Annotated in this window: 10 protein-coding genes; 4 read left to right on the top strand and 6 right to left on the bottom strand. The window is 61.9% G+C overall.

Annotated elements, in window-relative coordinates; translation table 11 throughout:
* Positions 1-1,843: 1,843 nt before the first annotated feature.
* Positions 1,844-2,323: a hypothetical protein gene (locus tag N7568_RS05190; RefSeq protein WP_261608832.1), complete on the bottom strand. Its 480-nt coding sequence runs from the start codon at positions 2,321-2,323 to the stop codon at positions 1,844-1,846.
* A gap of 173 nt (positions 2,324-2,496) precedes the next feature.
* Here N7568_RS05190 and N7568_RS05185 point away from each other — a divergent pair, with 173 nt between their 5' ends.
* Positions 2,497-3,096 (top strand): recombinase family protein, encoded by a 600-nt coding sequence (locus tag N7568_RS05185; protein ID WP_261608831.1) that lies wholly within the window; start codon positions 2,497-2,499, stop codon positions 3,094-3,096.
* A gap of 146 nt (positions 3,097-3,242) precedes the next feature.
* Here the strand turns inward: N7568_RS05185 and N7568_RS05180 are convergent, their stop codons facing one another.
* Together N7568_RS05180 and N7568_RS05175 are read right to left on the bottom strand one after the other, a co-directional pair.
* Positions 3,243-4,700, bottom strand: a complete 1,458-nt coding sequence (locus tag N7568_RS05180; RefSeq protein ID WP_261608830.1) for a recombinase family protein — start codon at positions 4,698-4,700, stop codon at positions 3,243-3,245.
* A 140-nt stretch (positions 4,701-4,840) separates the two neighbouring features.
* Positions 4,841-6,742 (bottom strand): FG-GAP-like repeat-containing protein, encoded by a 1,902-nt coding sequence (locus tag N7568_RS05175; protein WP_261608829.1) that lies wholly within the window; start codon positions 6,740-6,742, stop codon positions 4,841-4,843.
* 137 nt (positions 6,743-6,879) lie between these two features.
* Here N7568_RS05175 and N7568_RS05170 point away from each other — a divergent pair, with 137 nt between their 5' ends.
* Complete coding sequence (locus N7568_RS05170; RefSeq protein WP_261608828.1) at positions 6,880-8,046, top strand: glycosyltransferase family 4 protein; 1,167 nt, start codon at positions 6,880-6,882, stop codon at positions 8,044-8,046.
* Positions 8,043-9,437: a UDP-glucose dehydrogenase family protein gene (locus tag N7568_RS05165; protein ID WP_261608827.1), complete on the top strand. Its 1,395-nt coding sequence runs from the start codon at positions 8,043-8,045 to the stop codon at positions 9,435-9,437. The genes N7568_RS05170 and N7568_RS05165 overlap by 4 nt, the downstream gene beginning before the upstream one ends.
* A 15-nt stretch (positions 9,438-9,452) precedes the next feature.
* Here the strand turns inward: N7568_RS05165 and N7568_RS05160 are convergent, their stop codons facing one another.
* Complete coding sequence (locus N7568_RS05160) at positions 9,453-10,139, bottom strand: uridine kinase (RefSeq protein WP_261608826.1); 687 nt, start codon at positions 10,137-10,139, stop codon at positions 9,453-9,455.
* A gap of 117 nt (positions 10,140-10,256) precedes the next feature.
* On the opposite strand from N7568_RS05160, the gene N7568_RS05155 reads away from it, so the two are divergent.
* Positions 10,257-10,670 (top strand): hypothetical protein, encoded by a 414-nt coding sequence (locus N7568_RS05155; RefSeq protein WP_261608825.1) that lies wholly within the window; start codon positions 10,257-10,259, stop codon positions 10,668-10,670.
* A 235-nt stretch (positions 10,671-10,905) separates the two neighbouring features.
* On the opposite strand, the gene N7568_RS05150 is transcribed toward N7568_RS05155, so the two are convergent.
* Positions 10,906-12,165, bottom strand: a complete 1,260-nt coding sequence (locus tag N7568_RS05150) for an APC family permease (RefSeq protein WP_261608824.1) — start codon at positions 12,163-12,165, stop codon at positions 10,906-10,908.
* Positions 12,166-12,245: 80 nt separating this feature from the next.
* Positions 12,246-14,804: a LuxR C-terminal-related transcriptional regulator gene (locus N7568_RS05145; RefSeq protein ID WP_261608823.1), complete on the bottom strand. Its 2,559-nt coding sequence runs from the start codon at positions 14,802-14,804 to the stop codon at positions 12,246-12,248.
* Positions 14,805-14,810: the final 6 nt, after the last annotated feature.

Raw genomic sequence — 14,810 nt, 5'->3', positions numbered from 1 at the left:
AGCGCTTGCACTATATGTAGGCTGGAAGCGAGTTAAAGAGAGCCGACCCGCCCATGCCGGAGTCGCCCACTCGTCGAGTCCCCGACTCAGATTCCCATCGCGCCCGTCGAAAGGGCGCTCCATTTTCCATGCCGTCTGCCTCATCGGCGACGGCCTACGTGGGAGCATCACCATTTCTGCCAACACCCGCCGCGTCTCCGCCTGGAGCTCCGACGGCCACACCCGGACCACAACCCAAACCACCAGCACCATATATAACCCAGGCGTCACAGACAGGACTCCAGACCCGACTAAAAACCCCGCCGATATGCCGGGGGATGCGGGGCTACGGCCAGCCCCACGAGCGAAAAAAGCGATACAGAGCAACAAGGCAGGCAAGGCCAGGAAAACTTGCGCGCAGGATGGGTCCGGAAGGCCTGTCAATTGCGGCAAGCCGATCAAGGCGCAGCGCCGTTGCGGCACGCATTACCAACAGTGGTACCGAGTCCAGTCGGTGTGCCGTGCCGACGGCTGTAATCGCGTGGCAGTAGCCCACTACCACTGCCGCCCACATGAGAGGCTGGCGCTCTCCCAGCGAAGCGAGGAGGCCCGGACCGAAACCCGTCGGAAGTTCAGGAGCCAGATTAGCGCCGACCCTGTGACCGGCTGTTGGCTATGGACGGGGACGACCAACGCCAAAGGCTATGGACTGTTCAGTACGACTGGGGGGCAATGGCTGGCTCACCGCTTCGCCTACGTCTGGTTTCGCGGCGGCCACGCTCCGAGGTTGGTCCTTGATCACATATGCAATGTCAACAATTGCGTAAGGCCAGATCACGTCTGGCCGATCACCAACACCAACAACATCAGCTTGATGCACCAGCGAGCCGCTGCGGAGGAGAAAGATTTCTGGCTGCACACGAGGATTACGCCCAACATACTGAGCATGATCGTTTGGGCCGTTGAGAATGATCTTCCGAGTGCGAAGCCTCGGCGCGTGCCCGACCTTCGAACCCCGCAGGAGATGCTTGCCGACCTCCGCGAGCAGCTAAGCGAATTGGACGAAAGTGCCTAGCGGACACCGAGTGTTGTCTCTGCGCAAACAGGTATGGCGAAATCCGACACGCCGAAGAATTCGACACGCCGGAGAATTAATGTGACTAAGTAGTCCACACCCTGTGGAAAGACTAGCGTACAACCGCGGGAAATCAAGGGTTTCGCGTAGCGTGTCCTGTGGACGGCCAGTGGGTTAGTTACACGGTTGGGATTCGGTTGCTCCATCGAGTGGGCTTGCGTCGGACCCGCCGGATAAGATTAGTGGTGGCAAGCAAAGAACCCCAGCCGTAACAATGCGGCCGGGACGGCGTTCTTGCGTAACTGGGGTCTAGGCATATCTTTTGACCGGGATATGAAAAGTACCCTACAGGCATAGGGTGCGCCGATTCAAATGAATCGGCGTGTCCTCTGTCTGAGAGTTGCGCCGTCTTGCCTGATTGGAAACGAACATGGCATCGAGGAACACTCGCCAAACCAGCAGCAAAGCTGCTACCGCCGCAAGCAAGGTATTGCGGAGTCCGAGCGCAAGCAAGGCTGCCAAAACAGCCGCCGCCAGCGCTCTTGCCCAGAAAGGCAGGGGCAAGTAATGACCAGGCGGCGCAAATACGAGTACACCGACGGAGAGCAGCGCTTTAGTTGGGGCTCCCCCGATCACCCTCACCCCTTCATTGAAACCTACGACCCGGACACGGGTACGTGGAAGGCTGAGCCTTAGCCCGGATCTTAGGAGCCTCGCGCCTCACAGCGCGGGGCTCCACTCTCTTTAACCGTCGACTTCCTAACCCGTACGCGTAGGGAGGCGCTATCGCTACCGGGGGCGGACAGGTACCTTCAGGGGTTCCCTCCCCCTCCCCCTTGCAGCCAGACGGCGGACCGCGATCTTGCGCGCACGGCGAGCGCGTTCCGTGAGGTAGGCATCCACTCGCCTCTCGCGTTGGAGCCTGGCACCGACGTCCATGAGTTCGCCCCCAAGGTATGCCCGCATCGCAAGCTCCATAGCAACCAAGGCCACGGCGATTACCAACACGGCACTGCAGAGAAGGACGATCACTGCCCAGTCGGTATCAACATTGCGGTTCTCGTTCACCGCCAAGAAGAGCGGCATCAGTCCAATGATGGACCCTGCGATACCAAGGAACTGGAGAACGCCAAGGATCCAGAACCAGACCCAGCCCATGAAGTAGACGGGCCGCTGCGCTGGCCCCATCGCACGACGCTCGACGGCAAGGATCAAAACTAGGACCGGGATTAAAGCAGCCAGCAGCTTAGCGCCCTCAACCGTGATCATGGACGCCAGCATATCCGCGTCTCGCAATCCAAGGGATTTAAGACACCCTCCTTGCGAGACACCATCACCCATCCACAGCACTCACAAAGTGTCTCGCTTGTATGTCTCGCAAGTACTTGTTAATTTGGAGGTAGGCAAACACTGTTGCGAGACACTTAGTTAGGAGTTCCACCATGGCGAAGCTGATCGGCTACGCACGAGTTTCCACCAAGGCCCAAGAGACCGACAGGCAAGAGATTGACCTACTCGCCGCTGGCGTACGGCGAGATGATCTGTACGTTGATCACGGCGTGAGCGGAGCAAAGGCATCCCGCGTAGCGCTGGACAGAGCCTTGGAGGCTCTGCATGACGGCGACACTCTGGTTGTCACCACGCTGGATCGCTTGGGGCGCTTCACGATGAATATGCTCAAGCTAGCCGAGGAAATCAAGGACAGGGGCGCGGGACTCCGCGTGCTCAACTTGGGCGGCAGCGTGATGGACACCAGCACCCCAATGGGGGCCATGATCTTCACGGTCATGGCCGCACTTGGACAGATGGAGCTTGAGATCAAACGCGAGCGCATCACGGATAGCGTGAGCAAGCGCCGCGCGGCTGGCAAGGACTTGGGCGGACGTAAGCAGACGTTCTCAGATCGTCAGATCAAGAACGCTCACCGGCTGATCCAGTCCGGCGAGCCAGCAAAGCGCGTAGCTGAGGACATGGGGATGTCCAGGGCTACGCTCTATCGGAGGATGGACGCGCTTGGACTCAACGAAAGAGCCAGCGCCTAGAAATACGTACGAAACAACAGACCCCCGGCCAGCGCCGGGGGTTTCGTCGTCTCTACCGGCACCCTCTAAAAGCGTCCCGGTGAGGGGCAATTAGCGCCTATCGGAGACGTCGGGATGGTTCGGTACCCCCGGCAGATTTGAGGGCCTTAAAAATGGAGTGTCCGCCAGCGCGCCACAGCTTCTGCTGGCGTCTCGACACCTTTGATCGAAAGCTGGACCGTCGCCGGATCGAACACGCGAGCGCTGCCACGGAAATGACGGTGCAGGATGATGTTCACGTGTTCCCGAATCCACGCGCGCTTACGCTCCAAGCTCCAGCCGCGCCACTCTTTTGTGGTGTCGGACTCCTCCGACCACTGCGGCATTTCTGATAGCTCGATCAACTGACTCTTTGCACCAGCGGTTGAGAGCTGAGTCAGCTCCGCCGAAACTCCCGCCAGCTTGGCTTTGAGTTCTCGGTTCATGATCGCGAACTGTTCGCTGTTGATAACGTCGGTCGCGAACAACCGGGCAGCCTCGTTCAATTTCTCGCGATAGGCGGTCTCGCTCGTCTTGAGTTCGCCCAGCCTCGCAGTTTCCACCTCCACGGCTGGCGACAGCGCTGCAATGAATGCCATGTGCGACAGAATCTCATGCTCTGCCAACGCGTCCACGTACTTAATTCGCTTATTGACGTAGCCGGGTCCGCGCTCAGAACAGCGGTAAATCATGTGCTTGACGCCATGACGGTCTGTGGTCTGACCGGACTTCACAGGACGCGTGCACTCGCAAAGCGCAATGCCCGCCAGCAGATACTTGACCCTATTTGTGGTGGAGCGTCGCCGCGCTGGGTCCTTCAGCACGTTGCAGGTGGCCTCCCAAATGTGACGCTCCTCAATCGCCGGGAACTCGGAAGCTCCGACGATCTCGCCCTTCCACTCCGCAAGGCCCGCGTTACGGGGGCGCATCAGCATTTGGCGCAGCGTCGCATAAGACCAGGAGCCACCCCGCGCGGTCTTGATTCCGCGCTCGGCGAGGCTTTCTATAAAGGACCCGAGCGACAGACCGGCCAGTACATGCCGGTGTGCCTCTCGGATGATCGCCGCCTCAGCCTCAACTATGACCGGCCTACCGTCCTCGAACTGCCAGCCAAACGGGCGACTGCCGCCAGTCCATTTTCCAGCATGAGCAAGCTCTTGCGCCTTGCGCTGGATGCGCTCCGCCTTGTGCTCCGACTCCTGCCGAGCGACTGCGCCAAGAATGCGGGCCGTCATACGTCCCGAGGGCGTGGACAGGTCGAGCTTGCCAGCCTTGACCGTTTCCGTGGGTATCTCTTCGGAGTACGTGATGTACTCCTCAAGCTCAAGGTTGCTGCGGTGAAGCCTGTCAGTGTGCCATGCCAACACCACGTCAACATCACCGGCCTCCATGGCCGACAGCATTTTCTGATAGCCGGGGCGCGGCTTGCCTGAGTAGGCGCTCGTGTCGTTGTCCGTGAACTCCTGAACAACCGTCAGTCCGTGTGCCTCTGCGAGCGCCCGGCAGTCCTCAAGCTGACGCTGAATACCCAAGCCCGCACCAGTCCTATCCTCAGATATGCGGGCGTAAATCGCTGCTCGTTGCATCGCCGTGGTGACAGCCTACTTTGTATTGCGTTTGAACATATACCGGGAAGCCGGATCTGTGCACCATCCCCGGAGAGCAACAGTCAACGCGGACAAACCTCGAATAACGCCAGCACTTCCCATTTAGGCCAGCGGACCGGCTAGAGAATCGCCGTCATTCCGCCCCACCCCGTACCCACGCGCTGAGCCGAGGGCCAAGCAGTTCCGCCAGCACCGGAGTACAGCCACAGCTCGCCGGCAGCGTTGCGGGCAAGGAGGTCTGCCCGTCCGTCGCCGTCGAAGTCACCGGGCCCAACCAGGGAGTCCATCACATTCCACCCTTGGCCAACGGTCTGCCGCGCCAGCCAGCTGCCGTATCCGTTGGGCGGGTACAGCCACAGCGCGCCGGACCCGTCGCGGGCCACCAGATCGGTCAGCCCATCGCCGTTGAAGTCCCCTGCGCCGGTGATCTCGGACATTCCGGTCCACCCGGAACCGGCCCACATCCGCGGCAACCATCCACCCGTACCGTCGCCTCGGTAAACCCAGAGAGCACCGCCGCGGTCGCGGGCCACAACGTCCGCGCGTCCATCGCCGTGGAAGTCAATCGCTTCGAGAGCGCTCATGCCCTCCCACCCCGTACCGACGAGCACGCGCGACAACAACCCACCCGTGCCAGTCCCTGGGTAGAGCCACAGCAGGCCACCGCCATCGCGAGCCAGCACATCGGATTTGCCGTCACCGTTGAAGTCACCCGGCGAGACCAGTGCCGTCATGACATTCCAACCCGGGCCAACCTGGGCCCGGGACAACCAACCACCGGAGCCGTTGCCAGGGTACAGCCACAGGACTCCGGAGCCGTCGCGAGCCAGAACATCGGCCGATCCGTCGCCGTTGAAGTCGTTCTTGACCGGCGCGGGAACGGTGCCGTCAATCACTGATACGGAGTCACTGCCGGTGTTGGCCACGTAGACGGTTCCGGTAGCGGGGTTCACCGCAGCGTCAACCGGATCTTGCCCCGTAAATACGGCCGAGAAGGTGTTGTCCGCGCCATCAACTATGGCGACTCCCCTGCCGGACAGCGGTGCGTAGATTTTGTTCGACGCCGGGTTTACCACGACGTCCATAATCCTGGTGGCGGTCCTTAGCTCGGCGACCTGTGTCTGGGAGGCACCGTCAATAACCTGAATGAAACCATCGATGGAGGGACTGTCCCCGGCCACGTAGATGTTGTTGGTGGCCGGGTTCACAGCAAGTTTGCCCACGTTGTTCGCCGAAGGAATGCTCCCGGTGACGGTATCGGTGATTCCGTCAATCACGCTCACGCCCGCACCATACCGGCCGAGCGTTGTGAAGTAGATCTTGTTGGTCGTTTCGTTCACTGCGACGTCAAGAATGCCGCCGGCTCCGATGATGATGCTGGAGGTGACGATGCCGCCTGCGTCCACTACCCGGATGGTCCCGGAGGACTTTACGTACACCTTGCCGGTGGCCTGGTTCACCACAATGTCTTGGGCGCCCCCGGCGAGCGGCACGGACGTGGTGGTGTTCGTTGCCCCATTGATGATGGTCATCCCAGTACTCACGCCGACGTAAATCTTGTTGGTAGCGGAGTTCACTGCAATGACGCCGGGCGATGACCCCACGGGAATCCACGTCACAGCACCAGAGACCCCATTAACAACAGCAACGGAGCCGCCAATCTCGCTAACGTAAATCTTGTTGGTCGCCGGGTTCACGGCAACGTCAACGGGCATGTCTCCGGAGTACAGGAGGCCCCCGTCGGAGGTTCCGTTGATGACCGAAACACCCTCGAACGAGGCCACGTACGCCTTGTTGGTGACGGGATTGACCGCAATGCCGGTGGGGTTATCGCCCACGGAAACAGTGTTCGTCACAACATCCGCCGTGGCGGGCGAACCAAGGGTTCCCAGCAACAGCGCCAGCCCCAAACCGACGGCGGCTGACCGCACCGCTGCCCGGCGCCGCCGTCGTACGTTAACCACTCCAAGCGCGCGCGAATTATCCCCAGCAGCAAACATGGCAAGACCCCCAGAAGTCATGACGCCCCAGCGCGTCGGTGAACCAGAGTCTACGCGCGCGCCCAGACAAACAGGAGCCCCACCTGTTAACCAACTCTTCCTCCACAGGCCACCCGTTCTAACCCGCAACGCCAACCGCCCCAGCCACCGTTGAAGGCGTGAGGATCGCAATCGTCGCCGAATCATTCCTGCCACTGATGAATGGGGTAACCCACTCGATACTGCGGGTGCTGGAGCATCTGCAGGAGCGCGGGGATGAGGTGATGGTGATCGCGCCGTCGACGTCGGACACTGATGTTTCGAGCGTCGAGAAGGGTGCGTATGTGCACCGGCTTCCCTCGGTGCCGCTGGCCGGTTACACGAATGTGCGGGTTGCGTTGGGTGGTGTGAATCGGGTCAAGCGAATCCTTGCCGATTTCTCCCCCGACGTCGTTCACCTCGCTTCCCCGTTCGTCCTCGGCTGGCGCGCCGTGCAGGCCGCCCACCAACTCGGCATCCCGACCGTGGCGATTTACCAAACCGAGGTTCCCAGCTACGCCGCCCGCTATGGTGTGCCGTTCCTGGAGAACTGGGCCTGGAACCGCGTGGACAACATCCACCTCCTGGCCACCCGAACCCTTGTGCCGTCCACGTTCGCGCTGAACCAGTTGCGAGGACGCGGCATCCTGCGCGTGGACATGTGGCGCCGCGGTGTGGATACCGCGCGCTTCAACCCCGCGAAACGTTCGACGGCGTGGCGCAGCTCAGTAGCGCCCGACGGTCACCGGATCATCGGCTACGTCGGCCGGCTCGCCGTCGAGAAGCAGGTGGAGGACCTCGCGGTCCTGGCTGATCTGCCGAACACCAAGCTGGTGATTGTGGGTGATGGCCCGCAGCGTGCGGCGTTGGACGCGGCGTTGCCCAATGCGCATTTTGCTGGTTTCCTCGGCGGGGATGCGCTGGCGGAGGCCGTGGCGTCCTTTGACCTTTTCGTCCATCCGGGCGAGTTCGAGACCTTTTGCCAGACCATCCAGGAAGCCATGGCCTCGGGCGTTCCCGTGGTGGCGACCGGCCGCGGCGGTCCCCTGGACCTCGTCGAAAACTCGCGGACTGGCTGGCTCTACGAGCCCGGAAACCTCGCCCAGCTGCGCAGTTACGCGCAGGACCTGATCGGCGACGACGCCAAGCGCCGCGCTTTCGCAACGGCAGCAACCGCCTCGGTCCAGGGGCGGACGTGGCCTGTGCTCAGCGCCGACCTGGTCCGGCACTACACCGAAGTCATCGCCACTTTCTCCCGCGAAAACGGGCCCACCGAACTTACATCAAGCAAAGGACCCTCCTCATGAAGATTTCCGTGATCGGCTGCGGCTACCTCGGCGCAGTCCATGCAGCAACGCTCGCTTCGATGGGCCACACCGTGGTGGGCATCGACGTCGACTCGTCCAAGGTTGAGCAGCTGAACAAAGCGATGGCGCCCTTCCACGAACCCGGCCTGGATGAGCTCCTCAAGGACGGTCGCACCACAGGCCGCCTCGAGTTCACCACCGATTTCTCCGCCGCCGCCGATGCGCAGGTGCACTTCCTCTGTGTGGGCACCCCGCAGTCCAAGACTTCCGACACGGCGGACCTCTCCTACCTGATGGGCGCCACGAAGAGCCTCCTGCCGCACCTGGCCAAGGGCGCCGCCGTCGTCGGTAAATCGACGGTGCCGGTTGGCACGGTGGAGACGCTCCGCGCGATCCTGGCCCGTCGTTCTGACGTGCTGCTCGGCTGGAACCCCGAGTTCCTGCGCCAAGGCACCGCCGTGAAGGATTCGCTGGTTCCCGACCGTCTCGTCTACGGGGTCCCGGGCGGCAAGGGCGCAGCTGCCGGCGCTCCGGTGACCGCTGTACTGGATGCAGTGTACGAGCCGTTGATCTGCGCCGGCATCCCGCGCCTGGTCTGCAATTTCGCGACGGCGGAACTGATCAAGTCGGCGTCGAACGCGTTCCTGGCCACGAAGGTCAGCTTCATCAACGCAATGGCTGAGCTGTGCGACGCGTCGGGCGCCGACGTGAGCGAGCTCAGTGAGGCCATGGGCCTGGATCCGCGCATCGGCAACCGGTACCTGCACGCCGGGCTCGGCTTCGGCGGCGGCTGCCTGCCCAAGGACATCCGGTCGTTCCGTGCGCAAGCGCGCGAACTGTCGGTGCCGTCCGTGGATGAATGGATGGCCCTGGTTGATTCGGTGAACCTTGACCAGCGTTCCCGGGCCGTGGAGGTGGCCCGCGAAATGTGCCGAGGATTCCTCTCTGGCCGCACGGTGACCATCCTCGGGGCCGCCTTCAAGCCCGACACCGACGACATCCGCGACTCCCCCGCCCTGGACGTCGCCCAGCAACTCGCAGCCGCCGGCGCACACGTGACCGTCACCGACCCCAAAGCCATCAACAACGCGTGGATCCGCTACCCCCAAATCCGATTCGAAGCCGACACCAAACGCGCCCTCGAAGGCGCCGAATTGGTGCTGCTGCTGACTGAGTGGGACGAATACGTTTCGCTGTCGCCTGCTGTTGTGGGATCACTCGTACGACGCCGGATGGTGCTGGACGCTCGAAACGTCCTGGACGCTGAGGCCTGGCGGAGTGCGGGGTGGACGGTCCGCGGGTTGGGGACGGGGGCTTCGGTTGTGGCTGGTGAGGGTGACGCTGGTGGGGCTGCTGTGCGTACCGGCGGAAAGAAGCACGCGCGGGCGTAAGGCCTGCTGAACGGACTACCGATGGCGGCCCATAGCTTCGCGCGGGGACATCAACCTCGGCTCCTGCGGAAGAGTGTTGTCAATGACTCGTGTAGCCCGCGACCACGGTTGGGCGTTCTCAAAGTAGAGCCGCTGCCCGCCCACATATCGCTGCATGGACGGGTGGTCCGGGTCCGGGTTGCTTCCGTCCCTTCTGGACATCCGCCGCGCAGTTTCGGCAAAGGGAACATCGAGAAAGATCGAGTAATCCCACACGCCAAACAGCTCGTCGCGATGAAGGAACATACCCTCCACAAGGACAAGCGCATCATCCGGTGCCTGTCGTGATCCGGGTTGGATGCTCGCATTCCTTGAAGAATCCGTGAACGCCGGACGATATCGTCCGTCTCCTCCCCTACTTAGGGGCGCCAGCACGTTCTCGTTCAGAGCAGCGTAATCGTAGGTGTCCAGCCAGAACCCTACTGGCGATGTGCGCCCCCGGCGGTGCCTTATTTCCTGAGGGTTGAGGAAGTCATCAACGTGGATCGTCATGACTGTCCGGCCCTTTATCGCCGGAGCCAGATCCTTTGCGAATGTCGATTTGCCGCTCCCGTCCACTCCGTCAATCGCAATCAATTGACGTGTGGGACCGAGCGTCAGCACCTCTTCGGCCAGGAACCGCAAAAGTTCAGGCCGATTCAGCACAGTTCTTTCCCCGATCATCAGACCATCGTGGCACACGACGCCGGTAGCCTCTCAAGACTGGGGCACCGCGTCACGTGTCGGTCGTTCGGCTCACTACTTCCACGGAGGGTAACCATCTAGGACAAGGACCTGCCAGTGATCACGCACTTCTATCCAGCCGCCCTTCGGATCATCACCTGCATCGTGGCCGTTTGTTCGGCGGTGTCAGCCACCTTGCTGGGGACCGCACCACCGCCCGAAGGTTTGAACGCGCAGGACTTTGCGGATCTCAGGACAACCGCCGTCGTTCTTACGATGGCTCTAGGGGTTGTAGCCCCGGTCGCCATGCTGATCAGCGACCCTCTCAAATGCCTGCTTCTGAAGGCGGGTGTCTTCGCCGCGTCGGGGTTCGGGAATGCCATGATGCTCAGCCCGCTGGTGGTTGTCCCGTTCCAGGAGACCTCCACTTTGTTGGCAGTGGTTTGTTCGGTGACTCTGACCATCGCCAGCATCGTCACGTACATGGAGTCGGTGGAACGCAGGAACGCTCGACGGCGGGCCAACACCTAGGCGCTCCCCGTCACCACTCAACTTCGCCGGTTCCGCCCCCTATTTCGGCGTCCGAGACCACCTAGTTGCTGCCTTTGAACACCTAGAGACCAAAAACGGGCCATAGTCTCCTTATGTGCCTCCGGAACGGGAGTCCCGGTGTCCGGCGGGAGCCCCACCCGTTCCAGGCGTAGGAGGCACTACGGCGCGGCCCCACCTGTCTACCCCCCGGTGGGGTCGCGCCCAGCCGGAAACGTCAGCTTTCCGAACGTCGCCGCAAACGCAGTAGTCGGAAGCCGACGCCCACAACGAACATCAGCAATCCCAGCCCGACAGAAACCGGCGGCAGCGTGGCCACCAGAACCACACATGCGAGCGCACCCGTCACCTGCAGGGCCTTTGGGTAACGTCGGTCCTGCGCCGGCTGGGTGTAGGCGGCGATGTTGGCCACCAAGTAATAGAGCAGCACGCCGAACGATGAGAACCCGATCGCGCCGCGAAGATCTGCCACGGCGATAATCAGGCAAATGACCACGGCGAGCGTCATCTCGGCTCGATGCGGCACTTTGTACTTCGGATGCACCGCTGCAAACCAGTGCGGCAGGTCGTGCTCCCGGGCCATCGCCAGGCTCGTCCTCCCGAGCCCGGCAATCAGCGCCAGCAGCGCACCGAGCGAGGCAACCGCAGCACCCACACGGACCACTGGCGCAGCCCATGCCAGAGATCCGGCGCTCACAGCATCGGCAAGCGGCGTAGGCGTAGCCGCCACGCCCTCAGGACCGAGTGCCGCGAGCAGCGTGACTGCGATGACGGCGTAGATGACGATCGTGATCCCCAAGGCGATGCTGATCGCTCTGGGAATGGTGCGCTTGGGCTCGCGGACCTCCTCGCCCATGGTCGCGATCCTTGCGTACCCGGCGAACGCAAAGAACAGCAGCCCCGATGACTGCAGGATGCCGTACCAGCCGTGAGCCAGCAGCCCCTCCCCCACAATGTTCCCGAAGTCGGGGCCGGAACCACCCCACACCGCTGCAACGGCAATCGCCAGCGCCGCCAGGACCCCAATGACGAGGACCCGGGTAAGGCCGGCTGTCCGGGTCACGCCGTGATAGTTCACGGCGGTCAAAACCACGACGGCGGCAATCGCCACCGGGCGCTCCCAACCTTGCGGTGCGGCATAGGCAGCGAACGTCATGGCCATGGCTGCCGCGCTGGCAGTCTTGCCAATCACGAATCCCCATCCGGCCAGGAACCCGGACCATGGTCCGAGCCGTTCGCGACCATATATATACGTACCGCCGGAGGTTGGGTACGCGGCTGCGAGTTGTGCTGATGACGTGGCGTTGCAGAATGCCACGAAGGCGGCCACCACGAGTCCTACCAACAGCCCCGAACCTGCGGCTGCAGCGGCTGGCGTGAAGGCCGCAAACACTCCTGCGCCGATCATTGATCCGAGCCCAATCAGGGAAGCGTCGAACGTGCCTAATCGGCGGGCCAAGGCCGGGGAATTGCTCACGGATACCCTTCATGCTGGGTGCCGGGCACGGAGATGACCCCTGAGACCGGCGTCAGGAATTGATGTCAGCCTATCCCCGGTCAGCGTGGTGGAAGTGAATTCCCTACGAGCATGAAGAGACCATTACGGGATGTGGCACCCGTCTTCCTGAGCGCGTTCGAGATGTGGTTCTCCACGGTTCTGGCACTGATACCTAAATGTTCTGCGATCTCGATGTTGGAGCGGTGACCTGCCAGCGCAGCGACTTCTATCTCCCGTTCAGTCAGCGGAGTCATCTTGAACGTGTTGAAGGAAAGTTGCTCGTTGGCCGAGGGAAACCTGACGGCGAACATTGACGATGCTTGGGCCACTGCATCAGCCGCTGCCGCATTGCCCTCGATCACATGGCGTTTGAGTGCTCCCCTGAGCAGCATCCCGACTTGGTAGGTGTCTGGATCGGCCTCGTAATGCTTGAGGAGCAGGCCCAACAACTTGTGGTCAGCTTCCACCACCGCGTTGGCAATACCAATAAGTTGGTCGTGAACCGTGACCCCGCTTTCCCGCAGGATCCTCTGCAGTATGTCCAGGACAGGACGGCCAGGACAGAGGCACGTGCACAGGAGTGCCGTCATCATGGCTTCGAGGACGTACCCGCTTTTCAGCTGCCGTCTGATGAGTTTGGTGGCCTTGCGGTCGAACGTTGACGGCTGAACACTGTCATTGGTGATGAGATGGTTCGCACCCTTGCCAATCCCAGGCAACGGGCCGACGTCGGGCACTTCCGTCCGCGCCTGTGCCGCTATGGACAAAGCCGGCGAAATGGCTGTGGCCGCATGGCGAAGCCCTGCGAGCCGCAACAGTGCATCGTAGAGGGAATCAACCACGAAACCCGGCCGGCCCATCGCAAAGACGCTGCTCATCAGGTATTCAGCCTCTTCGAAGTGACCCCTGTAGAGCAGTCCGTGGGCGGCGATGTAGCTGCTGGTGACCACACCGAATTGGTCAAGGTTCTTCAGTGCGTCTGTTCGCCACTTCAGGGCGAAGACCAGTGACTCCTCTATCCGCCCCTCCGCAAACAGTGCGTAACCGCGGATGAACGGGCGGAGGTGCTGGAAGGTGTCGTCTTCGTCTCCGCCATCAGTTGCTTCGAGGGCGGCCGCCGGCCGGAAGCGGTACAGCTCAATCAGCCCTCGCACCAATTTCCCCATTCCAGACGACTGCTCTTCGGGGACCACCGGGCTCGGGTTCGACGGCGATGGCACCCGACCGTGGGACGCACTGAGGAAGAGGATGGCATGCCCGGCTTCCTCCGCGTGCTGCGGGTGGTCAGCTGCGTACTTTTGCAGGATTTCGACGGCGGCTCCGGGCCCTTGTCCTCTGTGGATCGCGAGCATGGCCTTCGTGATGGTGACGAAGAGCAGGTCGGCGGGGTCGGCGTCGGACGTCATGGTTTCCGCACAGACGCGGGTGGCGCGTTGAACGTCCACTGGGGCGCCCCAATAGATCCGAAGGAGCGCCGCAGCGTTGGCCGCTGACTTGTTCGATTCCCATCGCTCGAATCGAACCCGTTCACGCGCGGCGTTGTGATCGTGGAAATGACGGGCGGTGACGGCGTCGTCATCTCCCTTCTCAAGACGCAGCATGGACAACACCCTGGAGAGGGCGTCAGTTGTAGCGGACGTATCCCCTCCCGTTGGCGGCGCGGCGTCAAGGACTCCGGCGATCTTGCTTCTGAGAAGGTGCCTGTCGCGGAGCATCTTCTGTCCGCGGAAGTAGTCAGCTATGACCGGCGGGCTGATGGCACCGATCGCGCCGTTGTGGTGATCGTTCCGGACGGACAGGAAGCCCCGACCCTCCAGGCTCTCAAGGACGCCGGGTTGGATTACCTTTTGCAGGACATCGATCCGTGCAGTCCCTAGTATCGCCATGATGTGCAGTGCGTTGAATTCCTCAGGCGCAAGTTCAGCCAGAAGAGCCTCCAGCGTGCCTCGCAGATGCTCGTTCCACAGCGTGCTTGTGGTCATGCGCCACTGTTTGCCTTGCATGGTCACGAGGTTGCTGAGCGACGCGGTCTCGGCGATCCTCACTACCAGCCGCGGATTTCCTCCGGACTTGGTGAGGACTCTGGCTGTTGTTTCTGCATCGGCGGGTGCACCCAGCACTTGGGCGATCAGCGCATGAACTTGCTCGTAGTGGAGTGGATCCAGCTGGAGATGTGCCTCGCGACCGTTGTTGAGCACGGCCAGTTGACCTCTCGAGAACGCCCAGGTTTCAGGTGCCGTTGCCAGCATGGGGCAGTCCGATCTCCGTCTTACTGTCTCCAGGACTGCCAACGATTCGTTATCCACGAAGTGAAGGTCATCGACCACCAGCAGATGTTTCCCCACCTTGGCCAGTTCGCTTGAAAGCACGTCAGCGATGTCAAAGACACCCCGGTGACCGGGCCTCATCTCCAACCCAAGCCCCATGATGGTTGAGTACGGGATGTCGCGGTGGGTGCCCATCCCGCTCATGAAGTGAACTGTGACGCCAGTTTTTTGCAGGTTGGCAACGACGTTGCGGACCACGGTGGATTTGCCGCTCCCTGGGGCCCCCACAAGGCGTACGCCGATTCCTCGTGCAACGAAGTCAAGGATTCGCTGAACTTCTGAATCGAACACTCGACC

Source organism: Paenarthrobacter aurescens (genome assembly GCF_025421775.1).
GTDB lineage: Bacteria > Actinomycetota > Actinomycetes > Actinomycetales > Micrococcaceae > Arthrobacter > Arthrobacter aurescens_B.
This window is presented reverse-complemented; position numbering and strand designations above follow the sequence as displayed.

What these genes read in the sequence shown, in the direction of transcription:
- N7568_RS05190 (WP_261608832.1), bottom strand. Translation starts at nt 2,323, where the DNA reads ATGATCACGGTTGAGGGCGCTAAGCTGCTGGCTGCTTTAATCCCGGTC.
- N7568_RS05185 (WP_261608831.1), top strand. Translation starts at nt 2,497, where the DNA reads ATGGCGAAGCTGATCGGCTACGCACGAGTTTCCACCAAGGCCCAAGAG.
- N7568_RS05180 (WP_261608830.1), bottom strand. Translation starts at nt 4,700, where the DNA reads ATGCAACGAGCAGCGATTTACGCCCGCATATCTGAGGATAGGACTGGT.
- N7568_RS05175 (WP_261608829.1), bottom strand. Translation starts at nt 6,742, where the DNA reads ATGACTTCTGGGGGTCTTGCCATGTTTGCTGCTGGGGATAATTCGCGC.
- N7568_RS05165 (WP_261608827.1), top strand. Translation starts at nt 8,043, where the DNA reads ATGAAGATTTCCGTGATCGGCTGCGGCTACCTCGGCGCAGTCCATGCA.
- N7568_RS05160 (WP_261608826.1), bottom strand. Translation starts at nt 10,139, where the DNA reads ATGATCGGGGAAAGAACTGTGCTGAATCGGCCTGAACTTTTGCGGTTC.